Origin of the sequence: Stenotrophomonas ginsengisoli (assembly GCF_001431485.1) — a bacterium.
Lineage (GTDB): Bacteria > Pseudomonadota > Gammaproteobacteria > Xanthomonadales > Xanthomonadaceae > Stenotrophomonas > Stenotrophomonas ginsengisoli.
In genome coordinates this window covers 95426-116244 of sequence record NZ_LDJM01000010.1, presented here as the reverse complement: position 1 = coordinate 116244, position 20819 = coordinate 95426, and the positions used below count along the sequence as shown (strand labels likewise).

The window sequence follows — 20819 nt, the reverse complement described above, 5'->3', positions numbered from 1 at the left end:
GGGGCCGGGAAGGGGGTGGTTGTTTTTGTGCTGATTTCGGCATCTGAGCAGCTGGAGCCGGCGCAGTTGCGGCCGTTTTTTGCGGTGCGCTGCAGCATCGAAAGTGCGTGCTGCGCGGTTGCCGCGCTGTGAGGGCGCCGTTACCATCGAGTCGCTGTCCGCGGCATGAATGCGGCTGTGACGTGATCGACGGTAGAGGGCAATCCGAACGTGGTCCGGCGCAGCAGCAGTGCAGCGTCCCCCCACGGACGCAGCTTGCCGGTTGTTGCCGATCGATGCGTTGGAGCCCCAGGCTCGTGGTGGTGCCGGCCCTGCCGGTGCTGCCTGCCGCAATGATTGTGTGGCATCCGGAAAGCGGTACCTGGTCATCGGCCAGATGCCGGCTCCGGCGCTTGATCGCTTGCTCGCAGCCTGCGTTGGCTGCAACCGATGACGTCAAGGGTCCAGGCATGAAACCAAGCAGCAGGTGTGGGGCAGTACAGCGTTGGGCCATCGCCGTGATGGCCATGGCCGGGTCAGCCGCCGCCCAGGCGCAATCGGCCGACCCGGTGCGCTGGCAGTTGAACATGGGCAAGGGGGTGACCCAGACCGCGCGGCTGGCGTGGGAGGCGCACATGGTGGCGCTGTGGGTGTGCGTGGTGATCGGCCTGATCGTGTTTGCCGCGATGGCCTATGCGATGTTCGCCTTCCGCAAGTCCAAGGGCGCGGTGGCGGCCAAATTCAGCCACAACACCACGGCCGAGATCCTGTGGACGGTGATCCCGGTGATCATCCTGGTGGTGATGGCCATTCCGGCCACGGCCAAGCTGATTGCGATGTATGACACCCGCAATGCCGAGATGACGGTCAAGATCACCGGCTACCAGTGGATGTGGCAATACGAATACCTGGGCCAGGACGTGCGCTTCTTCAGCCGCCTGGACCGTGAATCGGACCGCCTGCGGCAGAGCGGGGAGCGCCCGGACCCGGCCACCCATCCGCATTACCTGCTGGATGTGGACAACCGCCTGGTGCTGCCGGTCGATACCAAGGTGCGTTTTGTGATCACCGCCGATGACGTGATCCACTCCTGGTGGGTGCCGGCGCTGGGCTGGAAGCAGGATGCGATCCCGGGAATCATCAATGAGGGCTGGACCCTGATCGAGAAACCCGGTGTCTACCGTGGCCAGTGCGCCGAGCTGTGCGGCAAGGACCACGGTTTCATGCCGATCGTGGTCGAGGCGGTGTCCAAGGACGAGTTTGCCGCCTGGCTGGCCCAGCGCCAGGCCGCGGCCAAACCGGCCGAGGTACCGGCCAGCGAGGATGCCGATGCCCCTGATGCCACCGACGGCACGGCGCCGACTGATCCCTCCGCCGACAACGCCGAGCCGGTGCAGGCCCAGCCGCAGGCGTGATTTTTTCCACTGCGGCCGGGTTTGCCGGCCGCTGACCATCGTTCGATTCGAGGTGTAGTTGCATGGCCCATCCGGCAGCAGGACACGCGGACCACCATCATCACCAGCCGGGCTTCATTGACCGCTGGTTCTTTTCGACCAACCACAAGGACATCGGCACGCTGTACCTGCTGTTCTCCTTTGTGATGTTCATCATCGGCGCGGCGATGAGCGTGATCATGCGCCTGGAGCTGATGGAGCCGGGCCTGCAGCATGTGCGCCCGGAATTCTTCAACCAGATGACCACCGTGCATGCACTGGTGATGATCTTCGGCGGGGTGATGCCGGCCTTCGTCGGCCTGGCCAACTGGATGATCCCGCTGCAGATCGGTGCGCCGGACATGGCCCTGCCGCGCATGAACAACTGGTCGTTCTGGTTGTTGCCGGTGGCCTTCTCGATGCTGCTGCTGACCCTGTTCCTGCCTGGTGGTGCCCCGGCCGGTGGCTGGACCTTGTACCCGCCACTGTCGCTACAGGGCGGTTACAACGTGGCCTTCACCATCTTCGCCATCCACGTGGCCGGCATCAGCTCGATCATGGGCGCGATCAACATCATCGCCACCGTGCTCAACATGCGCGCGCCGGGCATCGACCTGCTGAAGATGCCGATCTTCTGCTGGACCTGGCTGATCACCGCCTTCCTGCTGATCGCAGTCATGCCGGTGCTGGCCGGTGCGGTGACCATGCTGCTGACCGACAAGTTCTTCGGCACCAGCTTCTTCAGCGCCGCCGGTGGCGGTGACCCGGTGATGTACCAGCACATCTTCTGGTTCTTCGGTCACCCGGAGGTGTACATCATGATCCTGCCCGCCTTCGGCGTGGTGTCGGAGATCATTCCCACCTTCAGCCGCAAGCCGCTGTTCGGCTACCAGGCGATGGTATATGCCACCGCAGCGATCGCCTTCCTGTCGTTCATCGTCTGGGCCCACCACATGTTCACCGTGGGCATGCCGCTGGGGGGCGAGATCTACTTCATGTTCGCCACGATGCTGATCTCCATCCCCACCGGTGTGAAGGTGTTCAACTGGGTGTCGACGATGTGGAAGGGCTCGCTGACCTTCGAAGCGCCGATGCTGTGGTCGGTGGCCTTCGTGATCCTGTTCACCATCGGCGGTTTCTCCGGTCTGATGCTGGCCATCGTGCCGGCCGACTTCCAGTACCACGACACCTACTTCGTGGTCGCCCACTTCCACTATGTGCTGGTCACCGGCGCCCTGTTTGCGCTGATCGCCGCGGTCTACTACTGGTGGCCCAAGTTCACCGGGCGCATGTACAACGAGTTCTGGGCCAAGTTCCACTTCTGGTGGTCGGTGGTGTTCGTCAACCTGCTGTTCTTCCCGCAGCACTTCCTCGGCCTGGCCGGCATGCCGCGGCGCATCCCGGACTACAACGTGGTGTTTGCCGACTGGAACCTGATCAGCTCGATCGGTGCATTCGGCATGTTCGCCACGCCCTTCATGATGGCCGCGATCCTGCTGCATTCCCTGCGCGCCGGCCCCAGGGCCGAAGCCCGTGCCTGGGAAGGGGCCAAGGGTCTGGAATGGACCGTGCCGTCACCGGCACCGGCGCATACCTTCACCACGCCGCCTGTGATCAAGCCCGGAGACCTGGCCCATGACGACATCAGCCACTGAGGGGCAGCGCGCGCTGCAGCGCCGGCGCGGTGTGCGCCGCACGGCGTGGACGGTGGCGCTGATCGCGCTGACGGTCTACGTGCTGTTCATCGCCTCGGGCGTGTTTGCCTGGCGGGGGCTGTGATGGACCCGGCCGGCCCGTCGCCCGCCACCGAAGCGCTGCCTGATCCGGCAGCGCCGGTGGCAGCACGTCCGGCGGCCACCGCCGGACTGGGGCGGATGGCAGCAGTGGCCATCGGCGTGTTCGTGCTGACCTTCTCGCTGGTGCCGGCCTACCGCATCGCCTGCGAGAAGATCTTCGGCATCCGCCTGGAGCGCGGCGCGGCGGCCGATACCAGCGGTGCGGCCGCCGGACAGCGCACGGTGCGCATCGAGTTCGATGGCGGGGTCAACTCGCGCCTGCCGTGGGTGTTCAGCCCCGAACAACTGACCATGGAGGTGGTGCCCGGCCAGCTGTACGAGGCCAGCTACGTGGCCATGAACACCAGCGAGCAGACCGTTGTCGGCAGTGCGGTGCCATCGGTGGCGCCGGCGCGGGCTTCGGGTTACTTCAGCAAGACCGAATGCTTCTGCTTCACCGCGCAGACCCTGGAGCCGGGACAGACCCGGCAGATGCCGGTGCGTTTCATCGTCGACCCGGACCTGCCGGCCGGCATCCACACCCTGACCCTGTCCTACACCTTCTTCCGCAATGATGCGCTGACCGACGAGCTTGCTGCCGGCACCGCTTCCAACACCGCACATGCTGCCCCTTGAGCACGCCTACAGGACTGCTGACCATGGCCCATTCCACCCCTGATGCTTCGGTGTATTACGTGCCGGCCAAGAGCCGCTGGCCGTTCTTCGGTTCCATTGCCATGTTTGTGATGATGATCGGCGTGGCCAGCTGGCTCAACGAGCTGTCCTGGGGCCAGCCGACCTTCTATGCCGGCATCGCGCTGATGATCCTGGTGCTGTTTCTGTGGTTTTCCGACGTGGTGCGTGAATCCGAAGCCGGGCACTACAACCGCCAGGTCGACGGCTCGTTCCGGATGGGCATGGTCTGGTTCATCTTCTCCGAAGTGATGTTCTTTGCCGCCTTCTTCGGCGCGCTGTTCTACACCCGCTCGTTGAGCCTGCCGTGGCTGTCGGGCAGCGGCGACGGGGTGATGACCAACGAACTGCTGTGGCAGGGCTATTCGGCCGGCTGGCCGAGCAACGGCCCGGCCGCGCTGGGCGGAGAGTTCGGCACCATCCCGGCCTGGGGCCTGCCGCTGTTCAACACGCTGCTGCTGCTCACCTCCGGCGTCACCCTGACCATCGCCCACCATGCGTTGAAGGCCGGCAAGCGCGGCAGCCTGCTGTTCTGGCTCGGCGCCACCATCGTGCTGGGCGCGGTGTTCCTGTTCTTCCAGGCCGAGGAATACGTGCATGCCTACCACGACCTCAACCTGACCCTGGGCTCGGGGATCTACGGTTCCACCTTCTTCATGCTCACCGGCTTCCACGGCGCCCATGTGCTGCTGGGCACGATCATGCTGATCGTGATGTGGCTGCGCGCGGCGCGCGGCCACTTCACCGCCGACAACCATTTCGGTTTCGAAGCGGCCGCCTGGTACTGGCACTTCGTCGATGTGGTGTGGCTGATGCTGTTCCTGTTCGTCTACGTGCTGTAAGCCGGGACGGCCGCCTCAGCGGCCCACCCCGTGCGGCTGGATCACCCCGGTGGCGATGCCCAGCACGACCAGGCCGACCAGGGCCACCGACAGACCCACACGCCAGCTCAGCGCACGCACGGTGCGCTTGGTCTGGCCTCGATCCACCAGCAGGTAATACAGGCCGGCACCAAGGTTGAAAACGATGACGGCCAGAAAGGCGATGACCAGCAGGGTCTTGAGCGAATCGTTCATGGCAGGCGCCGGCTTGGAAGGATGGCTGCCATCTGAGCGCGTTTTGCGCGCGCTGTCATGACGCGCCAGCACATGGGCGTATGGCTGGGTTGGCTGCTGGCCCTGGGCGTGGCCGCAACGATGGTCGGGTTGGGGTTGTGGCAGCTGGAGCGGCGTGCCTTCAAGCAGGACCTGCTCGATGCCCAGGCCCGGGCCATGCAGGCCCCGGCGCAATCGTTGGCCGCGGCCCTGGCTGCGGGCAATGCGGTGTCAGCAGTGGATGATTGCGGCGCCTGGTCCGGGCCGGTACTGGTGCTGGACAACCAGCAAATGGACGGGCGTGCCGGCCACCGCAGCTTCCAGCCCTGGCGCAGCACTGAAGGTGCCTGGGTGCTGGTGGAGCAGGGCTGGCGGCCCTGGGCCGGCGATCGCCAGCTGCCGGAGGCCGAGCCGGGCAGTGCCGCACAGTGCCTGCACGGCCTGCTGTTGCCGGCGCCGTCACCTGGGCTGCGCGCCGGTGAGGGCAGGCCGCAGCCACTGCCGGGCCGGGGTTGGCTGCTGACCCGGCTGGATACGCCCAGCCTGCAGCCGCTGCTGGGTGAGCCGGCAGCGCAGCTTGGCCAGCACATCCTGCGCCCGCAACAGCCGCTGTTGCCCGGCTACCGGCTGTCTGACCAGCTGCTGCCCAACACCCTGCCGCCGGACAAACACCTGGGCTATGCCGTGCAATGGTTTGCCATGGCCACCACGGTGCTGCTGCTTGCCGTGATACTGAGCGTGCGTCACCTGCGCGGCCGCAAGCGCCGCACCACCATGAGGGAGACAAGTTAGATGGCTGTTGCTGACACTTCCGCGCCCCGGTGTGGCCGGGGCCGTCTGGCCCTGATGCTGCTGTTCGGCATTTTCCTTGGTTCGGCGGCCATCGCCCTGCTGCTGCGTGCCAGTGGCTGGCAGCCGCAGGCCAACCGCCAGCACGGCCAGCTGTACAGCCCGGCCATCGATGCCCGCGCGTTGCCGCCGCAAGCCGCCGACGGCCAGCCGCTGGCCTGGCAGCCGGCACGGCGGATGTGGAGCGTGGTGGTGCCAACTGAACCGGATTGCGCCGCCACCTGCGTCGATTTGTCGCAGAATCTGAACAAGGTCTGGCAGCTGCTGGGCCATACGGCCGATAATGTGCAGTTCCTGTGGCTCGGTGACATGCCCGAGGGGCTGGCCGGTTCGGCTGCCCACGTGGCGATGGCACCGTCGCCGGAATTGCGCTCGGCCCTGCCGGGCCTGCCTGATGCGGCCGGTATCCCGGTCTATGTAATTGATCCCAATGGCTTTGTGGTCCTGCGCTATGCGCCTGGGTTCGACCCGGCCGGGTTGCGTGCCGATCTGGCCAAGCTGTTGAAACTGAAGTGAGCCTGCTGCAATGACTGCCCATGCGCGCCCGGCGCTGCACCGCAATTTCCATCGCCTGGCGTGGTTTGCGCTGATCATGACCGCCTCGACCATCCTGTTCGGGGCTTTCGTGCGGTTGTCCGATGCGGGCTTGAGCTGCCCGGACTGGCCCACCTGCTACGGCAAGGTGACCTGGCCGCAGACCCATGCCGAAGCGGCCACCCATGCCGCCATCGAGATCCGTCCGCTGGAGACCCACAAGGCCTGGCGCGAGCAGGTGCACCGCTTCCTGGCCGGTGCCCTGGGCCTGGAAGTGCTGACCCTGGCCCTGCTGGCCGCGCGCCGGCGTCGCCACGGCGCGGCGCAGATCCTGGGCGCCTGTGCCCTGGTCGGCATCGCCATCCCCATGTACATGATGGGTCATCACGGGGCGGCCAGTGTGCTGGCCTTCGGCGGCGAGGCGATCCTGCTGCTGGCGGCCTGGCGCTGGTCCAACACCGACCTGGCGCGCACCGCGGTGCTGACCCTGGCGGTGATCGTGTTCCAGGCCATCCTGGGCATGTGGACGGTGACCTGGCTGCTCAAGCCGATCGTGGTGATGGCCCACCTGCTGGGCGGCATGGCCTTGTTCAGCTGCCTGCTGTGGCTGGCCTGGAAGTCGATCCACGTGCCGATCACCCTGGTCCAGGCCGACACCGTCAAGCGCTGGCTGGGCGTGGGCGTGGCCCTGCTGATCGCGCAGATCGCCCTGGGCGGCTGGGTCAGCGCCAACTACGCCGCGCTGGCCTGTGGTGGCAGCTCGATGAGCGTGGACAACTTCCCCAAGTGCGTGGGCCAGTGGTGGCCGGCGCAGGACTACGCCGAAGGCTTCACCCTGTGGCGTGGCATCGGCGTGGACTACGAAGGCGGCATCCTGGACGGTGCCTCGCGCATCGCCATCCAGATGGCCCACCGCATCGTCGCCGTGCTGCTGGCGGTCTACCTGTGGGTGGTGTCCTGGCGCCTGATCCGGGTGCCGGGCCTGCGTGGCTGGGGCAGCGCGCTGGCGCTGCTGGTCGCCGTGCAGGTCTGCCTGGGTATTTTCAATGTGAAGCTGGCGGTGCCACTGGCGGTTGCCGTGGCCCATGTGGGTGGTGCGGTGGCACTGCTGTTCGTGCTGCTGTCGCTGCTGGCGCGTCTGCGCCGTCCGGAGTAAGTCGATGTCTGCGGGTATCAAGGATTATTGGGACCTGACCAAGCCGCGCGTGGTCGCGCTGATTGTGTTCACGGCCTTTGTCGGCATGTTCCTGGCCATCGACGGCCTGCCTTCGGGCGGGCAGTTGTTGACCGGGCTGATTGCCTTTGTCGGTATCTGGCTGTCGGCGGCGGCCGCAGCGGCGATCAACCAGCTGCTCGATGCGCGCATCGATGCACAGATGGCGCGCACCTCGTGGCGGCCGCTGGTGGTGGGCAAGGTCACCCCGCGTCAGGTGCTGGTGTTTGCCGCCATCCTCACCGCGATCTCGATGCTGATGCTGGTGCTGTGGGTCAATGTGATCACCGCCGTGCTCACCTTCGCCTCGCTGATCGGCTATGCGGTGATCTACACCGTGTACCTGAAGCGGGCCACCTCGCAGAACATCGTGATCGGTGGCCTGGCCGGGGCGACGCCGCCGCTGCTGGGCTGGGCGGCGATCACCAACATGGCCAGCAGCCAGGACTGGGTGCACGCCGGCCTGCTGGTGGCGATCATCTTCATCTGGACCCCGCCGCACTTCTGGGCCCTGGCCATCTTCCGCCGCGCCGATTACGCCAAGGCCGAGATCCCGATGCTGCCGGTCACCCACGGTGTACCGCACACGCGCAAGCAGATCCTGGTCTACACCGTGCTGCTGGCCATCGTCTCCACCCTGCCGGCGGTGGTGGGCATGAGCGGCCTGTTCTACCTGGGCAGCTCGCTGGTGCTCAACAGCGTGTTCCTCTGGTACGCATGGAAGATGCAGAACCCGCCGGACGAGCAGTTCAACATGAAGACCTTCGGCTACTCGATCCTGTACCTGATGGCCCTGTTTGCCTTCCTGCTGATCGACCACTGGCTCAAGCCACTGTTCGCCGTGGCCTGAGGCCAACCCACAACGCCGCCGCAAGGCGGCGTTGTCGTATCCGGGCCGGCGTAACCGCTGCCTTGAATCTGCCGGCCATGGCCAGCATGTTGTGCAGCACAGCCCGGAACAAGGATGCAGGCGATGGCCCGTAGCGCGATGTTGTTGCTGGTGTTGTGGATGCTGATGGTGCCGCCGCAGATGGCCGGTGCCGCCGCGCCGGGGCTGTTGCAAGGGCAGCAGGATCCGGCCATTGTCCAGGCCACGGCACAGATCATCGAACATGCCCGTGGGCATCGCCTGGTGGTGCTGGGGGAGCTGCATGGCACGGCCGAAATACCGGCCCTGGCAGCACGCCTGGCGGCCACCTACGCCGACGCCGGTCCGCTGACCCTGGCCCTGGAAGTGCCGCACACCGAGCAGGCCGCGCTGGACCGCTACCTGGCGTCCGATGGCGGCCAGGCTGCCTGGAATGCACTGGCGGGCACGCCTTTCTGGCAGGTCAGTGATGACCAGCATGATGGCCGCCGCAGCGTGCAGATGCGCCAGTTGGTCGAGGCGATGCGCGCGCTGCGCAAGCAGGGCGCCGCGGTGCAGGTGCTGGCCTATGACGTGGCCAAGGAACAAGCCGACGCGCATGACCACCACTGGCGGGATGCGCGCATGGCCGACAACCTGCGCGCCGCTGCCGCACAACAGCCCGGCGTGCTGCTGGTGCTCAGCGGCAACGTGCATGCCATGCGCGCACGTCCTTCGTGGGCACCGGCCGAGCTGCAGCTGGCGCCGATGACCAGCCTGCTGCTGGATCTGGAACCGTTTGCAGTGAACCTCACGGCAGCCAGTGGCCAGTTCTGGGGCTGCCTGCCAGACGGTTGCCAGGCACTGCCGGCACGCACGCAAATGACGCAGCCGCTGCTGCGCGTCACCGAGCCGGAGCGGGTGTATGACCTGGTCCTGCAGCTGCCACAGCTGAGCATCGCCACCCTGTACGAGATCCCCTGAGCTGCATGTCATTCGCGGCCCGTGCCGCTCTCACAAGGCTGCCCTGCTTTTGTGGGAGCGCCTCAAGGCGCGACGCGGTGGCGCGGACCTGCCGTCACGGCCGGGGCTGCTCCAACAAGGCTGCTCTGCTTTGTGGGAACGCCTCAAGGCGCGGTAAGGGGGAAGGTCAGCCGGCGCTGTTGTTCTTGCCCAGGCGCGCGGCGACCACGGCGCAGACCATCAGCTGTAGTTGGTGGTACAGCATCACCGGCAGCACGATGGCGCCCAGCGGGCCGCCGGCGAACAGGACCTTGGCGATCGGTACGCCGGTGGCCAGGCTCTTCTTGGTGCCGCAGAACAGGATGGCGATCTGGTCGGCACGGTCAAAGCCGCTGCGGCGGGCGATCAGCCAGACCAGCGGCATGGCGATGGCCAGCAGCAGTGCGCAGGCGGCCGCAGTGAGCAGCAGGGCCGGCAGCGGGGTCTGTGACCACAGGCCTTCGACCACGGCCGCACCGAAGGCGGCATAGACCACCAGCAGGATGGTGGCTTGATCGGTGTAGCGCAGCAGGGGCTTGAGGGCATCGACGCGGGCACCGATGAGCGGCCTCAGCAGGTGGCCGGCCACGAACGGGGCCAGCAGCAACAGCATGATCTTGGCCACCGCGCCCAGCGGGTCGGCCATCGCGCCGCTGCTGCCGGCCAGCACGGTCATCAGCCATGGGGTCAGGAACACCCCCAGCAGCGAGGACAGCGAGGCGCTGCACACGGCAGCGGCGACATTGCCGCCAGCCAGCGAGGTGAAGGCGATGGAGGACTGCACGGTGGAGGGCAGGGCGCACAGGAACAACAGGCCCAGGGCCAGCTCCGGGGTCAGCGCGAGCCGGGCCAGCGGGCCGGCGGCCAGCCCGAGCAGGGGATACAGCACAAAGGTACAGGCCAGAATTACCAGATGCAGGCGCCAGTGCAGCAGGCCGGCGACCACGGCCTGGCGCGGCAGGCGCGCCCCGTGCAGGAAAAACAGCACGGCGATGGCGACATCGGTGAGGCCATCCAGCGCGCCGGCCAAGGCGCCACGTGCCGGCAGCACGCTGGCCAGCAGTACCGTGGCCAGCAGGGCCAGGGTGAAGTTGTCCGGGCGCAGCCGGGCCAGTGCCCTCATGGCTGCGGCGTGCTGTCCGGGGTGATCTGCCGGCGGACCTGTTCGAGCAGGGCCGGCTGGCGCAGGCCGGCGGCCTGGCCGAGCTCCAGTGCACTGGGCGCTTCCCAACCCTGTTGCTGGGCGGCACGCAGGGCCAGTAGCGCGCCGGCGCGGTTGCTGGTGGCGCAATGCAGCAGCACCGGGCCGCTGTCGTTGCCCAGGATCTGGTGCAGGGCACGTGCGTTGTCCGCGCTCAGCCCACCACCTCCGGCCACCGGCAGGCGCACATAGCGCAGGCCCAGTGCCTCGGCTGCGGCCTGTTCGTCATAGCCACGCTCCTCGCCGGGTGTACGCAGGTCGATCACGGTGGTGATGCCGGCCGCGGCGGCCTGTTGCAGCTGCGCCGCACTGGGCTGGCCGTAGGTGTACAGGTCTGCCTGCGGCCGGTTGAAGGGCAGGGCGTCGTCGGCCTGGGCAAAGGGGCTGGCCAGCAGCACGATGGCACTGGCAACAAGGGCTCGAAGGTTCATCGCACGGCTCCTAGCGCAGGGTGGCGCGAACCTTGAGCAGCTCGCGCAGTTCGTATTTGTCGGTGTCATCCAGGCCCTGGGCGCGGGCCTTGGCCTGCAGTTCGTCCAGGCGCTGCAGCAGCAGCTGCTTTTCCAGCTGTGCCACCGCATCGTGCAGTTCCTGGCGCCAGCTGTCGCTGTCGCCGGGCAGGGATTGCATGGCCAGGGTGTTGAGCCACTGCTGTTCCTGGCGACCCTCGAAATGGGCGATCAGGGCGCCGGTGGAAATGTCCGGGCGCGCATCGATGATCTCCAGCATTTCCAGCAGCAATTCCACCCCGGGCAGGCGCAGGCCGGCAAAGTGGTGGCCTTCCAGGGCCTGTGCCAGCGAGGGTTGCTGCAGCAGTACGGCCACCGCACCACGCACCAGCGAGCGTTTCTGGGTGGCCTGGGTGCTGGGCCGGGCCGGGGTACGCGGCGGTGGCGGCACGAAGCCGCTGTTGCCGGCGGCCGCGGTGCCACCGACGCCGGTGAGCCGGCCCAGTTCGGCGCGCATCAGGTCGCCGAAGGCGCCATCGGGAATCTGCGCCAGCAGCGGCTTGGCCCGCTCGGCCAGGCGCGCGCGCCCGTCCAGGGTGGCCAGGTTGATCTCCCGGCCCAGTTCGTCAAACAGGAACTGCGACAGCGGGGTGGCCTGGGCCAGACGCGCGTTGAAGGCGTCCGCGCCTTCCTTGCGCACGATGGTGTCCGGGTCCTCGCCATCGGGCAGGAACAGGAAGAAGGCCTGGCGGCCGTCCTTCATGCGCGGGATCACCGATTCCAGCGCCTTCCAGGCGGCCTTGCGCCCGGCGTTGTCGCCGTCAAAGCAGAAGTACACGTCCGGGGCATTGCGGAACAGCAGCTCGGCATGGTCCGGGGTGGTGGCCGTACCCAGGGTGGCCACCGCCTGCGGCACGCCGTACTGGAACAGGCTGACCACGTCCATGTAGCCCTCCACCACCACCAGCCGCTCGATCTTCTGGTTGGCCTGGCGCACCTGCCACAGGCCGTACAGTTCACGGCCCTTGTGGAACAGGGTGGTTTCCGGCGAATTGAGGTACTTGGGGCCGTCGTCCTTGGCCATGACCCGGCCGCCGAAGGCGATCACCCGGCCACGGCGGTCGAAGATCGGGAACATCACCCGGTCGCGGAACTTGTCATAGACATGGCCGCGCTCGTTCCTGGAGAACAGGCCGGCGCGTTCGAGCAGCTTCATCCGCCGCTCGTCCTTGCCCAGCGCATCCTTCAGCGCGCTGTAGCCATCCGGCGCGTAGCCGATCTGGAACTGTGCACGCACGCTGGCATCCACGCCGCGCCCGTCCAGATAGGCGTTGGCCTTGTCGTTGCCTTCCAGCTGCTTGATGAAAAAGCGGTTGGCCGCTTCCACCGCCGCGTACAGGTCGCGGCTGTCGTCGGCCTGCTGGGCGCTGCGCGGGTTGGGGTCACGCGGCACTTCCATGCCGGCGCGCTTGGCCAGTTCGTCCACCGCATCGAGGAACTCGAGGCGGTCGTAATTCATCAAGAAGCTGATCGCGGTGCCGTGGGCCCCGCAACCAAAACAGTGGTAGAACTGCTTGGTCGGGGAGACATAGAAGCTGGGCGAGCGTTCATCGTGGAACGGGCAACGCGCCTCGTATTCCTTGCCTTTGCGCTTGAGCGGCACGCGCGATCCAACCACCTCGACGATGTCCGAGCGGGCGAGCAGTTCGTCGATGAAGGCGTCAGGAAGGCGGGCCATGGGCACTCGTCATCAGGCAGGCCGCCCAGTTTACTCCGGCAAGGCAGTCCCGGCCCGACGCGCACTGGCGCGTTCGTCGATCACCGCGGTGACCATGGCCCCGGCAAAGAACACCAGGCAGGCGTAGTAGATCCAGACCAGCAGCAAGACCAGGGCACCCATCGAGCCATAGGCGCTGCCGGGCGCGGCATTGGCCAGGTACAGGCCGATGGCATGGCGGCCGATGGTGAACAGGATCGCGGTGATCACCCCGCCCAGCCAGGCCTGCTTCCACGGCACCTGACGGTCGGGCACCCAGTGGTAGAGGCAGGCAAAGGCGGCCGCATACACGGCCAGGGTGGTCAGGCTGGCGATGGCCGGCAGCAGCGATGGCAGCTGGGCGAAGGCCACCTGCACCGCGGTGCTGGCCACCATCGCCACGATCAGCAAAAAGCCCAGGGCCAGCACCACCCCGGCCGAGAACATGCGCTGCTTGAACCAGCCCAGCACGCCGTCAAAGCGGGCCTGCTCGCTGTGGAAGATGCGGTTCAGTGCCCCCTGCAGCTGGGCAAACACCAAGGTGGCACCGAACAGCAGGCCGCCGGTGCTGACCACCCCGGCCAGCGAGCCGATATCCGGCTGGTTGTTGGCATTGGCCAGCACGGTGCGGGCGACTTCAGCCGCGGCGGGCCCGGCAAGCTCACCGATCTGCGCCACCAGGCTGGCCTGGGCCGGCGGGTAGAGCGAGGCGGTCACCCACAGCAACAGGACCAGCAGTGGGGCCAGCGAGAGCAGGGTGTAGAAGGACAGGGCGGCGGCCAGGTCGGGCACGCCAACCTGCAAAAAACGCTGGGTGACAGCGGCGGGCAGGCTGTCGCGCAGGCGCTGCAGCCAGGAAGCAAATGGGGGCATCACAGTCCATGGTCGGTCACAGGCGGCCTTGGCCGCTGGAGCCCCATTGCAGCAAGTCCGGCGGCCAGAAACAGTGAAGCCGGCCCGCAGGCCGGCTTGCACCCAGGCCATTGCCGGTGGCCGATCAGCCGTTCAGGGCGGCCTTGACCAGCTTGGACACCAGGCCCATGTCGGCCTGGCCGGCCAGCATCGGCTTGAGCACGCCCATCAGCTTGCCCATGTCGGCCGGGGCTGCGGCGCCGGTCTGGGCCTTGGCGGCCTCGATGGCGGCAACGATGGCCGCTTCGTCCATCTTGGCCGGCAGGTAGGTTTCGATGACGACCATCTCCGCCTTTTCCACATCGGCCAGGTCGGCGCGGTTGGCGGCCTCGTACTGGGTGATGGAGTCCTTGCGCTGCTTGACCATCTTGTCCAGCACGGCGATCACGGCGGCATCATCCAGCTCGATGCGCTCGTCCACTTCCTTCTGCTTGATGGCGGCGTTGATCAGGCGGATGACGGCCAGCTTGTCCTTCTGGCCGGACTTCATGGCGGCCTTCATGTCCTCGGTCAGCTGCTGCTTCATGCTCATGGTGCACCTCGTTGCATGCGGCCGGGGTGGGCGGGCCGCGGGTTCAGTGGGAAATTCGGGGAAACGCAAAAAGCCGGCAACGCTTGCGCGTGGCCGGCTTTTACTCCCGTCATGGCCTTGCCCGAAAGCTAAACCGTGGGGGAGCTGCGTGACTCAGTACAGACGCTGACGCTTGGTGACGTCGCGGGAAGAGCGACGCATCTGACGCTTTACAGCGGCAGCGGCCTTGCGCTTACGTTCCTGGGTCGGCTTTTCATAAAATTCGCGCTTGCGGGTCTCGGCCAGCACGCCGGCCTTTTCGCAGGTGCGCTTGAAGCGGCGAAGAGCAAACTCGAAGGGTTCGTTCTCGCGGACTTTGACGCTGGGCATGGGATCGGGATCTCCGGACTCAATTAGACCGGGCCAGACCCGGTGAGCCGCCCATTATAGGGGCCTGAGCCGAGCATGCAACCCCAACGGCGTTTGGTTTGTGCGCCAAGGCGGTTCACAATGGTGCCCATGAAAGTCCTTGGTATTGAATCGTCTTGCGACGAAACCGGTGTGGCGGTCTATGACACCGCCCTGAATGGCCCTGATGCGCTGCGTGCCCACGCGGTCTACAGCCAGATTGCGCTGCACGCCCAATACGGTGGCGTGGTGCCGGAACTGGCCAGCCGCGACCATGTGCGCAAAACCCTGCCGTTGATCCGGCAGACCCTGGCCGAGGCCGGTATCGGGGTGGATGAGATTGATGCGGTGGCCTATACCGCCGGCCCCGGCCTGGTCGGCGCGCTGATGGTGGGCGCCGGGGTGGCCCGTTCGATGGCCTGGGCGCTGGACGTGCCGGCCATTGGCGTGCACCACATGGAGGGCCACCTGCTGGCCCCGCTGATGGATGTCGACCCGCCCGAACCGCCGTTCGTGGCCCTGCTGGTCTCCGGCGGGCATACCCAGCTGGTGGCGGTGGACCGCATCGGCCAGTACCGCCTGCTCGGCGAGACCCTGGACGATGCTGCCGGCGAGGCCTTCGACAAGACCGCCAAGCTGATGGGCCTGCCGTACCCGGGTGGTCCGCAGCTGGCCAAACTGGCCGAGAACGGTACGCCGGGCGCATTCAAGTTCGCCCGTCCGATGACCGACCGTCCGGGCCTGGATTTCAGTTTCTCCGGCCTGAAGACCCAGGTGCTGCTGGCCTGGCGCGCCAGCGACCAGAGCGAGCAGACCATGGCCGACATCGCCCGTGGCTTCGAGGATGCGGTGGTGGAGACCCTGGCCATCAAGTGCGGCCGCGCGCTGGACGAGGCTGGCTGCGACACCCTGATCGTGGCCGGTGGCGTGGGCGCCAACAAGCGCCTGCGCGCGCGCCTGCAGGAAATGGCGCACAAGCGCGGCGGCCGGGTCTGCTTCCCGCCGCCGGCGCTGTGCACCGACAACGGCGCGATGATTGCCTTTGCCGGTGCGCTGCGCCTGCAGGCCGGCCAGCGCAATGACAACGATGCCATTGCGGTGACGCCGCGCTGGGACATGGCCACCCTGCCGGCAGTGTGACTGCCGGCCTTGCCGACGCGGCAGCGGGGCAACTCTCCCGCTTTGGCCGTGCCTGTTTTTTGATTGCCCAACGAGCGTATCGCCCATGGACAAGGTATTTATCGAAGGCTTGGAAATCGAGGCCCTGATCGGCATCTATGACTGGGAGCGGCGGATCCGCCAGACCCTGGTGTTCGATCTGGAAATGGGCTTTGACAACCGCAAGCCCGCGGCCAGCGACAACATCGAGCACACGCTCAACTACAAGGCGGTGAGCAAGCGCCTGATCGAGTTCGTGGCCGCCAGTGACTTCGGCCTGGTGGAAACCCTGGCCGAGCGTTGTGCGGCCATCGTGCTGGAGGAGTTCGGCGTGCAGTGGCTGCGCCTGAAACTGTCCAAGCCCGGTGCGGTTCGCGGTGCGCGTGCGGTCGGGGTGATCATCGAACGCAGCCGCGCGCTGGCGTGACCCTCTGGTATTTGAAGGTAAGGCAACAATGCAACAACCGGTCGTAATCCTGCCCTGGCTGAGCAGCCTGCAACGCAGCCTGGAACCGTGGCCGCTGGCCTGGCCAGCGGCGGTCCTGCTGGCCCTGATCGCCGTTTCCTGGCTGGCCAACTTCATCACCAAGCGCATCCTGCTCAAGGGCCTGGCGCAGATCATCGACCGCCTCTCCGGGCCGGAACATGACACTACCCTGCCGATGCGGGCGGTGGCCCGCCTGGCCAACGTGGTGCCGTCGGTGGTGATTGCCGGCGGTCTGGCCTTCGTGCCGGGCTTGTCGGTGGAGCTGGTGGCCCTGCTCAAAGGCGCCTGTCATGTGTGGACGGTGGCCACCATCGCGCTGGCGGTCAGCCATGCCTTTGATGCCTTCAATGCGTTCTACGAACGCCGCCCCGATGCGCGCAACAAACCGATCAAGGGCTACCTGCAGGTGGCCAAGATCGTGGTCTTCGTGCTGGCCGGCCTGTCCATCGTGGCGACCCTGGCCGGGGTCAAGCTGCTGCATGTGCTGACCGGCCTGGGCGCGGCCACCGCGGTGCTGATGCTGATCTTCCAGGACACCATCCTGTCGTTGGTGGCCAGCGTGCAGATCAGTGGCGATGGCCGCGTGCGCATCGGCGACTGGATCGAAATGCCCAGCCAGAACGCCGATGGCGATGTGATCGACATCGCCCTGCACACGGTTACCGTGCAGAACTGGGACAAGACCGTTACCACCATTCCGACCAAGAAGCTGGTCACCGATTCGTTCAAGAACTGGCGCGGCATGCAGGAATCGGGCGGACGCCGGATCAAGCGTTCGATCTATCTGGACCAGCACAGCGTGCGTTTCCTGGATGATGCCCTGCGCAGCCGCATCTACCAGTTCGCCCTGCTGGATGATTACCTGGCCGGCAAGCGCGAGGAGCTGGGGCAGTACAACGCGGCCATGGCCCAGCAGCATCCGGAGGTGGTCAATGCACGCCGCCTGACCAACCTGGGGACCTTCCGCGTGTATGTGGAGCGCTACCTGCGCAGCCACCCGCGGATCAAGCAGGACATGACGGTGATGGTGCGCCAGATGGCACCGACCGAACACGGCCTGCCGCTGGAGATCTGGTGTTTTGCCTCCACCGTCTGGGCCGAGTACGAGACGACCCAGTCCGACATCTTCGACCACCTGCTGGCGATCCTGCCGGAGTTCGGCCTGCGCGTGTTCCAGCAGTCCTCCGATGCCATGTTCATGGGCCTGCAGCAGGCGCAGGAACAGGCCAGTGCGGTGATTGCCGACTGAGCTTGCCTGCAAGCTGGCGCTGGCATGGAAAACAGGCCGGGCAATGCCCGGCCTGTTTTTTTTCGCGATGCGAGGGGGAGGGGTGAAGTGATCAGCTGCAGGGCAGCTGTTGCCTGCTCTCACTGCTCACTGCTCACTGCTCACTGCTCACTGCTCTTCCCTTACTGCTTGCCCTTCGGGCTGAGCTTGAGCAGGCGCCCGGCTTCGCCGTCCTGCAGCAGCCAGATGGCCCCGTCCGGGCCCTGTTCGACCTCGCGGATGCGCTCGCCCATGGCAAAACGCTCGGCCTCGCGCGCGGTCTCGCCGTCAAACACCACCCGCACCAGCGACTTGGACGACAGCCCCCCGATGAAGCCCGAGCCTTGCCACTGCGCGAAGGCCGCGCCGTTGTAGATGATGAAACCGGCCGGCGAGATCACCGAGCGCCAGGTCACGGTGGGGGCGAGGAATTCCGGGCGGGTGTCATGGTCGGGAATGCTGCGGCCGTCGTAGTGGTCGCCATTGGAGACCACCGGGTAGCCGTAATTGCCGCCCTTGACGATGCGGTTGAGTTCGTCGCCGCCCTTCGGGCCCATCTCGTGTTCCCACAGCTGGCCATTGCCGTCAAAGGCGATGCCCAGCACCGAGCGGTGGCCCAGCGACCAGACCTGGTTGGCCGGGGCGGGCTGGTCGGCAAACGGGTTGTCGGCCGGCACCGAGCCGTCATCGTTGAGACGGATGATCTTGCCCAGGTTGGTGGCCATGTCCTGGGCCGGGTCGAACTTCTGGCGTTCGGAGGAACTGATCCACAGCTTGCCGTCCGGGCCGAAGGCCAGGCGGTGGCCGTAATGGCCGCGGCCGGTGGTGTAGGGCACCTGGCGCCAGATCACTTCCAGGCCTTCCAGGGCCAGGCCGTTGCCGCCATCGACCAGGTGCGCGCGGGCCACGGCAGCGCCGCGGGTGTCGTCCTGGCCTTCCTCGGCATAGCTGAGGTAGACCAGACCGTTGTCGGCAAAGGCCGGGTGGATGATCACATCGCCCAGCCCGCCCTGGCCACCGAAGGCCACCGCCGGCACCCCGTCCACATCGCGGGCCTGGCCGCTGGCCACGTCCACCAGTTTGAGCACGCCGGCCTTCTCGGTGACCAGGGCGCGGCCATCAGGCAGGAAGGTCATCGCCCAGGGGGCGGCAAATCGGGCCACTTCGGTGGCCTGGAACGGCCAGTCGGCCTGCTGCACGGCAGCCTCGGCGGCCGGGTCCGGTGCCTGCGCACAGGCCGTCAGGGCGGCCAGCGGCGACAGCGCCAGGGCAATGGAAAGGGCGAGGCTACGGTGCATGGCGGTTCCCACAAGACAGTCGTGATGCTGTCTTTTACCGCATCGGTGATGGTTTGCCCAAGACACCATGTGCATGGGTAGACTGCCGCAACGGCGGGCGCAGGAGTGGCCCGGCCATCCAGATCAAAAGGAGAGGTGATGACAGTGGCAGTAAACAAACCTTCGGCGGCCTTCGTTGCCGCGTCGTGGTCGGCGATCCTGCTGGGCAGCTGTGCCTACCTGATCGGCCTGTTCAATGCGCAGATGCTGCTCAATGAAAAGGGTTATTACCTGACCCTGCTGCTGTTTGGCCTGTTCGCGGCGGTGTCGCTGCAGAAGAGCGTACGTGACCGCCAGGAAGACATTCCGGTCAGTGGCCTGTACTACGGCTTGTGCTGGTTTGCCCTGCTCAGCGCCCTGTCGCTGCTGGTGATCGGCCTGTTCAACGCCGCGCTGCTGCTCAGCGAGAAGGGGTTTTACGGCATGGCCTATGCGCTGGCCCTGTTCGGTGCGGTGGCGGTGCAGAAGAACACCCGCGACCTGATGCTGGCCGACAAGGGCAGCTTGCCGCCGCTGCCGCCGCGCGACTGACACCACGCGCTTTGGCCGGTAAAACAACACAGGCGCCAATGGCGCCTGTGTTGTGTTCATGCCGGGCCGGCCGGTGGGCTGTCGTTGCCGGCCTCGTGGCGGGCAATCACGGCGGTGGCGGTCATGTGGCCGGTGACATTGCCCACGGTGCAGAACACATCCGGGATGGTGTCCATGGCCAGCAGCACGCCCAGCGGTTCCACCGGCAGGCCCAGGGACTGGGTGACCGGCAGGTTGTTGGTCAGGAAGTTGGCCTGGCCGGGCAGGCCGGTGGAGCCCATGCTGATGGCCGCGGCCAGCAGCACCGCGACCGCATACTGGGAAAAGCCCAGCTCCACCCCATACAGCCAGGCAATGAAGCTGGCCACGGCGATGTACTGGGCCGGGCTGGTGACCCGGAACAGGGACACGGCCATCGGCAGCATCAGCGAGGTCAGGGCGGCCGGGTAGCCCAGGCGGTTGCGCGCGCTGTCGATCATCGACGGCAGCGAGGCCAGCGAGGACTGGGTGCTGCCGGCAATCAGCTGCACCGGCAGCAGGGCGCGGGCAAAGCGGCGCAGGTTCTCGCGTGCGGCCAGCGCGGCCACCACGTACAGCAGCAGGGTGACCAGGATGTAGACCGCGCACATCACCAGGATGTACCAGCCGAACACGCCCAGCACGCTGATGCCGACCTCGGCGCAGACCACCAGCACCAGCGAGAACACGCCCAGCGGTGCGGCCCACAGTACCCAGCGGATGATGGTGATCATGGTGTCGGCGATGATGCTGATCAGGCCGAGCAGGCGTTCGCGGCGCTCGGCATCCTGGCGGCTCAGGGCGAAGCCGAAGAACAGGGCAAACACCACCAGCGGCAGCATTGCGCTGGACGCGGCCGCGGCCAGGGCATTGCTGGGAATCACCGTGGCAATCCACTGGGTCGGGGTGGCGGCCACGGCGGCAGTGTGGTGACCGCCAAGGGCAGTGCGGAAGGCTTCCAGGGTCTGCGCATCGTTGGGGATCAGCCCGAGCAGGGCCGGGGTTGCCACCGCCGAGAAGCTGGCCGCGGCCACCAGCAGCACAGCGAAAACAATGATGGCGTTGCGCGCCGCGCGCCCGGAGGCGGCCGCGTTGCTGGCGTTGTTCACGCCCATGATCACCAGTGCGGTGACCAGCGGCACCACGGTCATCTGCAGCGCGTTGAGCCACAGCCGGCCCACCGGTTTGGCCCATTCGGCCACCTGCAGGGCCAGCGGCTGGTTCCAGGAGGACAGGCTCAGGCCGATCAATGCACCCAGCAGCAGGCCCAGCAAGACCTTCAACGGGGCAGACAGGCGGAAGCGGGAGGCGGTGCTGGATTCAGGCATGGTGGTTGGCACGGTGGTGATATCAGGAGGGCAGGGC

General features: G+C 66.7%; 23 protein-coding genes. 14 read left to right on the top strand and 9 right to left on the bottom strand.

Translation table 11 applies throughout. The features are described from left to right. Nucleotides 1-500: 500 nt before the first annotated feature. The 5 genes from coxB (at nt 501) to ABB30_RS03980 (ending at nt 4722) form a co-directional block, all read left to right on the top strand. Nucleotides 501-1394: a cytochrome c oxidase subunit II gene (gene coxB, locus ABB30_RS03995; RefSeq protein ID WP_425477372.1), complete on the top strand. Its 894-nt coding sequence runs from the start codon at nt 501-503 to the stop codon at nt 1392-1394. A 62-nt stretch (nt 1395-1456) separates the two neighbouring features. Next, nucleotides 1457-3067 carry a cytochrome c oxidase subunit I gene (gene ctaD, locus ABB30_RS03990; RefSeq protein ID WP_057637020.1) on the top strand — a complete coding sequence of 537 codons (1611 nt, stop codon included), beginning with the start codon at nt 1457-1459 and terminating at the stop codon, nt 3065-3067. Next, nucleotides 3048-3191 (top strand): hypothetical protein, encoded by a 144-nt coding sequence (locus tag ABB30_RS16605; protein ID WP_169788479.1) that lies wholly within the window; start codon nt 3048-3050, stop codon nt 3189-3191. Before ctaD ends, ABB30_RS16605 begins: the two co-directional genes overlap by 20 nt. Continuing rightward, nucleotides 3191-3823: a cytochrome c oxidase assembly protein gene (locus ABB30_RS03985; protein WP_083489675.1), complete on the top strand. Its 633-nt coding sequence runs from the start codon at nt 3191-3193 to the stop codon at nt 3821-3823. The genes ABB30_RS16605 and ABB30_RS03985 overlap by 1 nt, the downstream gene beginning before the upstream one ends. Before the next feature lie 23 nt (nt 3824-3846). Then, a complete protein-coding gene (locus ABB30_RS03980; protein WP_057637019.1) occupies nt 3847-4722 on the top strand; it encodes a cytochrome c oxidase subunit 3 in 876 nt (291 codons plus the stop codon). 15 nt (nt 4723-4737) lie between these two features. Here the strand turns inward: ABB30_RS03980 and ABB30_RS03975 are convergent, their stop codons facing one another. Further along, nucleotides 4738-4956 (bottom strand): twin transmembrane helix small protein, encoded by a 219-nt coding sequence (locus ABB30_RS03975; RefSeq protein ID WP_057637018.1) that lies wholly within the window; start codon nt 4954-4956, stop codon nt 4738-4740. 57 nt (nt 4957-5013) lie between these two features. Between ABB30_RS03975 and ABB30_RS03970 the strand changes: the two genes are divergently transcribed. The 5 genes from ABB30_RS03970 to ABB30_RS03950 all read left to right on the top strand — a co-directional run bounded on the left by ABB30_RS03970 (nt 5014) and on the right by ABB30_RS03950 (nt 9401). Continuing rightward, the gene (locus ABB30_RS03970) at nt 5014-5766 is read left to right on the top strand and encodes an SURF1 family protein (protein WP_057637017.1); all 753 of its coding nucleotides are present in this window, start codon (nt 5014-5016) and stop codon (nt 5764-5766) included. Continuing rightward, nucleotides 5767-6339, top strand: coding sequence for a hypothetical protein (locus ABB30_RS03965; protein ID WP_057637016.1), 573 nt, complete (start codon nt 5767-5769; stop codon nt 6337-6339). Between the two features lie 10 nt (nt 6340-6349). Continuing rightward, nucleotides 6350-7513: a COX15/CtaA family protein gene (locus tag ABB30_RS03960; protein ID WP_057637015.1), complete on the top strand. Its 1164-nt coding sequence runs from the start codon at nt 6350-6352 to the stop codon at nt 7511-7513. A gap of 4 nt (nt 7514-7517) precedes the next feature. Then, nucleotides 7518-8420: a heme o synthase gene (gene cyoE / locus ABB30_RS03955; protein WP_057637014.1), complete on the top strand. Its 903-nt coding sequence runs from the start codon at nt 7518-7520 to the stop codon at nt 8418-8420. Nucleotides 8421-8543: 123 nt separating this feature from the next. After that, entirely contained in the window at nt 8544-9401 is an 858-nt protein-coding gene (locus ABB30_RS03950) for a calcium-binding protein (RefSeq protein ID WP_245626412.1), read from the top strand. A gap of 166 nt (nt 9402-9567) precedes the next feature. Here the strand turns inward: ABB30_RS03950 and ABB30_RS03945 are convergent, their stop codons facing one another. From ABB30_RS03945 to rpsU, 6 genes are all read right to left on the bottom strand, one after another. After that, complete coding sequence (locus ABB30_RS03945) at nt 9568-10542, bottom strand: bile acid:sodium symporter family protein (RefSeq protein ID WP_057637013.1); 975 nt, start codon at nt 10540-10542, stop codon at nt 9568-9570. Then, nucleotides 10539-11051 (bottom strand): protein tyrosine phosphatase family protein, encoded by a 513-nt coding sequence (locus tag ABB30_RS03940; protein WP_057637012.1) that lies wholly within the window; start codon nt 11049-11051, stop codon nt 10539-10541. Before ABB30_RS03940 ends, ABB30_RS03945 begins: the two co-directional genes overlap by 4 nt. A gap of 10 nt (nt 11052-11061) precedes the next feature. Beyond that, a complete protein-coding gene (gene dnaG / locus ABB30_RS03935; RefSeq protein WP_057637011.1) occupies nt 11062-12807 on the bottom strand; it encodes a DNA primase in 1746 nt (581 codons plus the stop codon). 30 nt (nt 12808-12837) lie between these two features. Then, the gene (locus ABB30_RS03930) at nt 12838-13698 is read right to left on the bottom strand and encodes a YihY/virulence factor BrkB family protein (RefSeq protein WP_057637010.1); all 861 of its coding nucleotides are present in this window, start codon (nt 13696-13698) and stop codon (nt 12838-12840) included. A 124-nt stretch (nt 13699-13822) separates the two neighbouring features. Next, nucleotides 13823-14269, bottom strand: a complete 447-nt coding sequence (locus ABB30_RS03925; protein WP_057637009.1) for a GatB/YqeY domain-containing protein — start codon at nt 14267-14269, stop codon at nt 13823-13825. 153 nt (nt 14270-14422) lie between these two features. Continuing rightward, nucleotides 14423-14638 carry a 30S ribosomal protein S21 gene (rpsU, locus tag ABB30_RS03920; protein ID WP_057637008.1) on the bottom strand — a complete coding sequence of 72 codons (216 nt, stop codon included), beginning with the start codon at nt 14636-14638 and terminating at the stop codon, nt 14423-14425. Between the two features lie 129 nt (nt 14639-14767). Between rpsU and tsaD the strand changes: the two genes are divergently transcribed. The 3 genes from tsaD (at nt 14768) to ABB30_RS03905 (ending at nt 17550) form a co-directional block, all read left to right on the top strand. Then, on the top strand, nt 14768-15796 hold the full coding sequence (tsaD, locus tag ABB30_RS03915) for a tRNA (adenosine(37)-N6)-threonylcarbamoyltransferase complex transferase subunit TsaD (protein ID WP_057637007.1): 1029 nt from the start codon (nt 14768-14770) through the stop codon (nt 15794-15796). An 85-nt stretch (nt 15797-15881) separates the two neighbouring features. Next, on the top strand, nt 15882-16241 hold the full coding sequence (gene folB, locus ABB30_RS03910) for a dihydroneopterin aldolase (protein ID WP_057637006.1): 360 nt from the start codon (nt 15882-15884) through the stop codon (nt 16239-16241). Nucleotides 16242-16269: 28 nt separating this feature from the next. Next, entirely contained in the window at nt 16270-17550 is a 1281-nt protein-coding gene (locus ABB30_RS03905) for a mechanosensitive ion channel family protein (protein WP_057637005.1), read from the top strand. A 161-nt stretch (nt 17551-17711) separates the two neighbouring features. Here the strand turns inward: ABB30_RS03905 and ABB30_RS03900 are convergent, their stop codons facing one another. Further along, entirely contained in the window at nt 17712-18866 is a 1155-nt protein-coding gene (locus ABB30_RS03900; protein WP_057637004.1) for a PQQ-dependent sugar dehydrogenase, read from the bottom strand. A 138-nt stretch (nt 18867-19004) separates the two neighbouring features. On the opposite strand from ABB30_RS03900, the gene yiaA reads away from it, so the two are divergent. Then, nucleotides 19005-19436: an inner membrane protein YiaA gene (gene yiaA / locus ABB30_RS03895; protein ID WP_057637003.1), complete on the top strand. Its 432-nt coding sequence runs from the start codon at nt 19005-19007 to the stop codon at nt 19434-19436. Between the two features lie 56 nt (nt 19437-19492). On the opposite strand, the gene ABB30_RS03890 is transcribed toward yiaA, so the two are convergent. Further along, nucleotides 19493-20782, bottom strand: coding sequence for a dicarboxylate/amino acid:cation symporter (locus ABB30_RS03890; RefSeq protein WP_245626411.1), 1290 nt, complete (start codon nt 20780-20782; stop codon nt 19493-19495). Between the last annotated feature and the right edge of the window lie 37 nt (nt 20783-20819).

Bases quoted from the DNA above. Each gene is read 5' to 3' on its own strand.
- tsaD (WP_057637007.1), top strand. From the start codon at position 14,768: ATGAAAGTCCTTGGTATTGAATCGTCTTGCGACGAAACCGGTGTGGCG.
- rpsU (WP_057637008.1), bottom strand. From the start codon at position 14,638: ATGCCCAGCGTCAAAGTCCGCGAGAACGAACCCTTCGAGTTTGCTCTT.
- yiaA (WP_057637003.1), top strand. From the start codon at position 19,005: ATGACAGTGGCAGTAAACAAACCTTCGGCGGCCTTCGTTGCCGCGTCG.
- ctaD (WP_057637020.1), top strand. From the start codon at position 1,457: ATGGCCCATCCGGCAGCAGGACACGCGGACCACCATCATCACCAGCCG.
- ABB30_RS03930 (WP_057637010.1), bottom strand. From the start codon at position 13,698: ATGCCCCCATTTGCTTCCTGGCTGCAGCGCCTGCGCGACAGCCTGCCC.
- folB (WP_057637006.1), top strand. From the start codon at position 15,882: ATGGACAAGGTATTTATCGAAGGCTTGGAAATCGAGGCCCTGATCGGC.
- ABB30_RS03890 (WP_245626411.1), bottom strand. From the start codon at position 20,782: ATGCCTGAATCCAGCACCGCCTCCCGCTTCCGCCTGTCTGCCCCGTTG.
- ABB30_RS03960 (WP_057637015.1), top strand. From the start codon at position 6,350: ATGACTGCCCATGCGCGCCCGGCGCTGCACCGCAATTTCCATCGCCTG.
- ABB30_RS03985 (WP_083489675.1), top strand. From the start codon at position 3,191: ATGGACCCGGCCGGCCCGTCGCCCGCCACCGAAGCGCTGCCTGATCCG.
- coxB (WP_425477372.1), top strand. From the start codon at position 501: ATGGCCATGGCCGGGTCAGCCGCCGCCCAGGCGCAATCGGCCGACCCG.
- ABB30_RS03945 (WP_057637013.1), bottom strand. From the start codon at position 10,542: ATGAGGGCACTGGCCCGGCTGCGCCCGGACAACTTCACCCTGGCCCTG.
- ABB30_RS03965 (WP_057637016.1), top strand. From the start codon at position 5,767: ATGGCTGTTGCTGACACTTCCGCGCCCCGGTGTGGCCGGGGCCGTCTG.
- ABB30_RS03950 (WP_245626412.1), top strand. From the start codon at position 8,544: ATGGCCCGTAGCGCGATGTTGTTGCTGGTGTTGTGGATGCTGATGGTG.
- cyoE (WP_057637014.1), top strand. From the start codon at position 7,518: ATGTCTGCGGGTATCAAGGATTATTGGGACCTGACCAAGCCGCGCGTG.
- ABB30_RS03940 (WP_057637012.1), bottom strand. From the start codon at position 11,051: ATGAACCTTCGAGCCCTTGTTGCCAGTGCCATCGTGCTGCTGGCCAGC.
- ABB30_RS03980 (WP_057637019.1), top strand. From the start codon at position 3,847: ATGGCCCATTCCACCCCTGATGCTTCGGTGTATTACGTGCCGGCCAAG.
- ABB30_RS03970 (WP_057637017.1), top strand. From the start codon at position 5,014: ATGACGCGCCAGCACATGGGCGTATGGCTGGGTTGGCTGCTGGCCCTG.
- ABB30_RS03905 (WP_057637005.1), top strand. From the start codon at position 16,270: ATGCAACAACCGGTCGTAATCCTGCCCTGGCTGAGCAGCCTGCAACGC.
- ABB30_RS16605 (WP_169788479.1), top strand. From the start codon at position 3,048: ATGACGACATCAGCCACTGAGGGGCAGCGCGCGCTGCAGCGCCGGCGC.
- ABB30_RS03900 (WP_057637004.1), bottom strand. From the start codon at position 18,866: ATGCACCGTAGCCTCGCCCTTTCCATTGCCCTGGCGCTGTCGCCGCTG.
- ABB30_RS03975 (WP_057637018.1), bottom strand. From the start codon at position 4,956: ATGAACGATTCGCTCAAGACCCTGCTGGTCATCGCCTTTCTGGCCGTC.
- dnaG (WP_057637011.1), bottom strand. From the start codon at position 12,807: ATGGCCCGCCTTCCTGACGCCTTCATCGACGAACTGCTCGCCCGCTCG.
- ABB30_RS03925 (WP_057637009.1), bottom strand. From the start codon at position 14,269: ATGAGCATGAAGCAGCAGCTGACCGAGGACATGAAGGCCGCCATGAAG.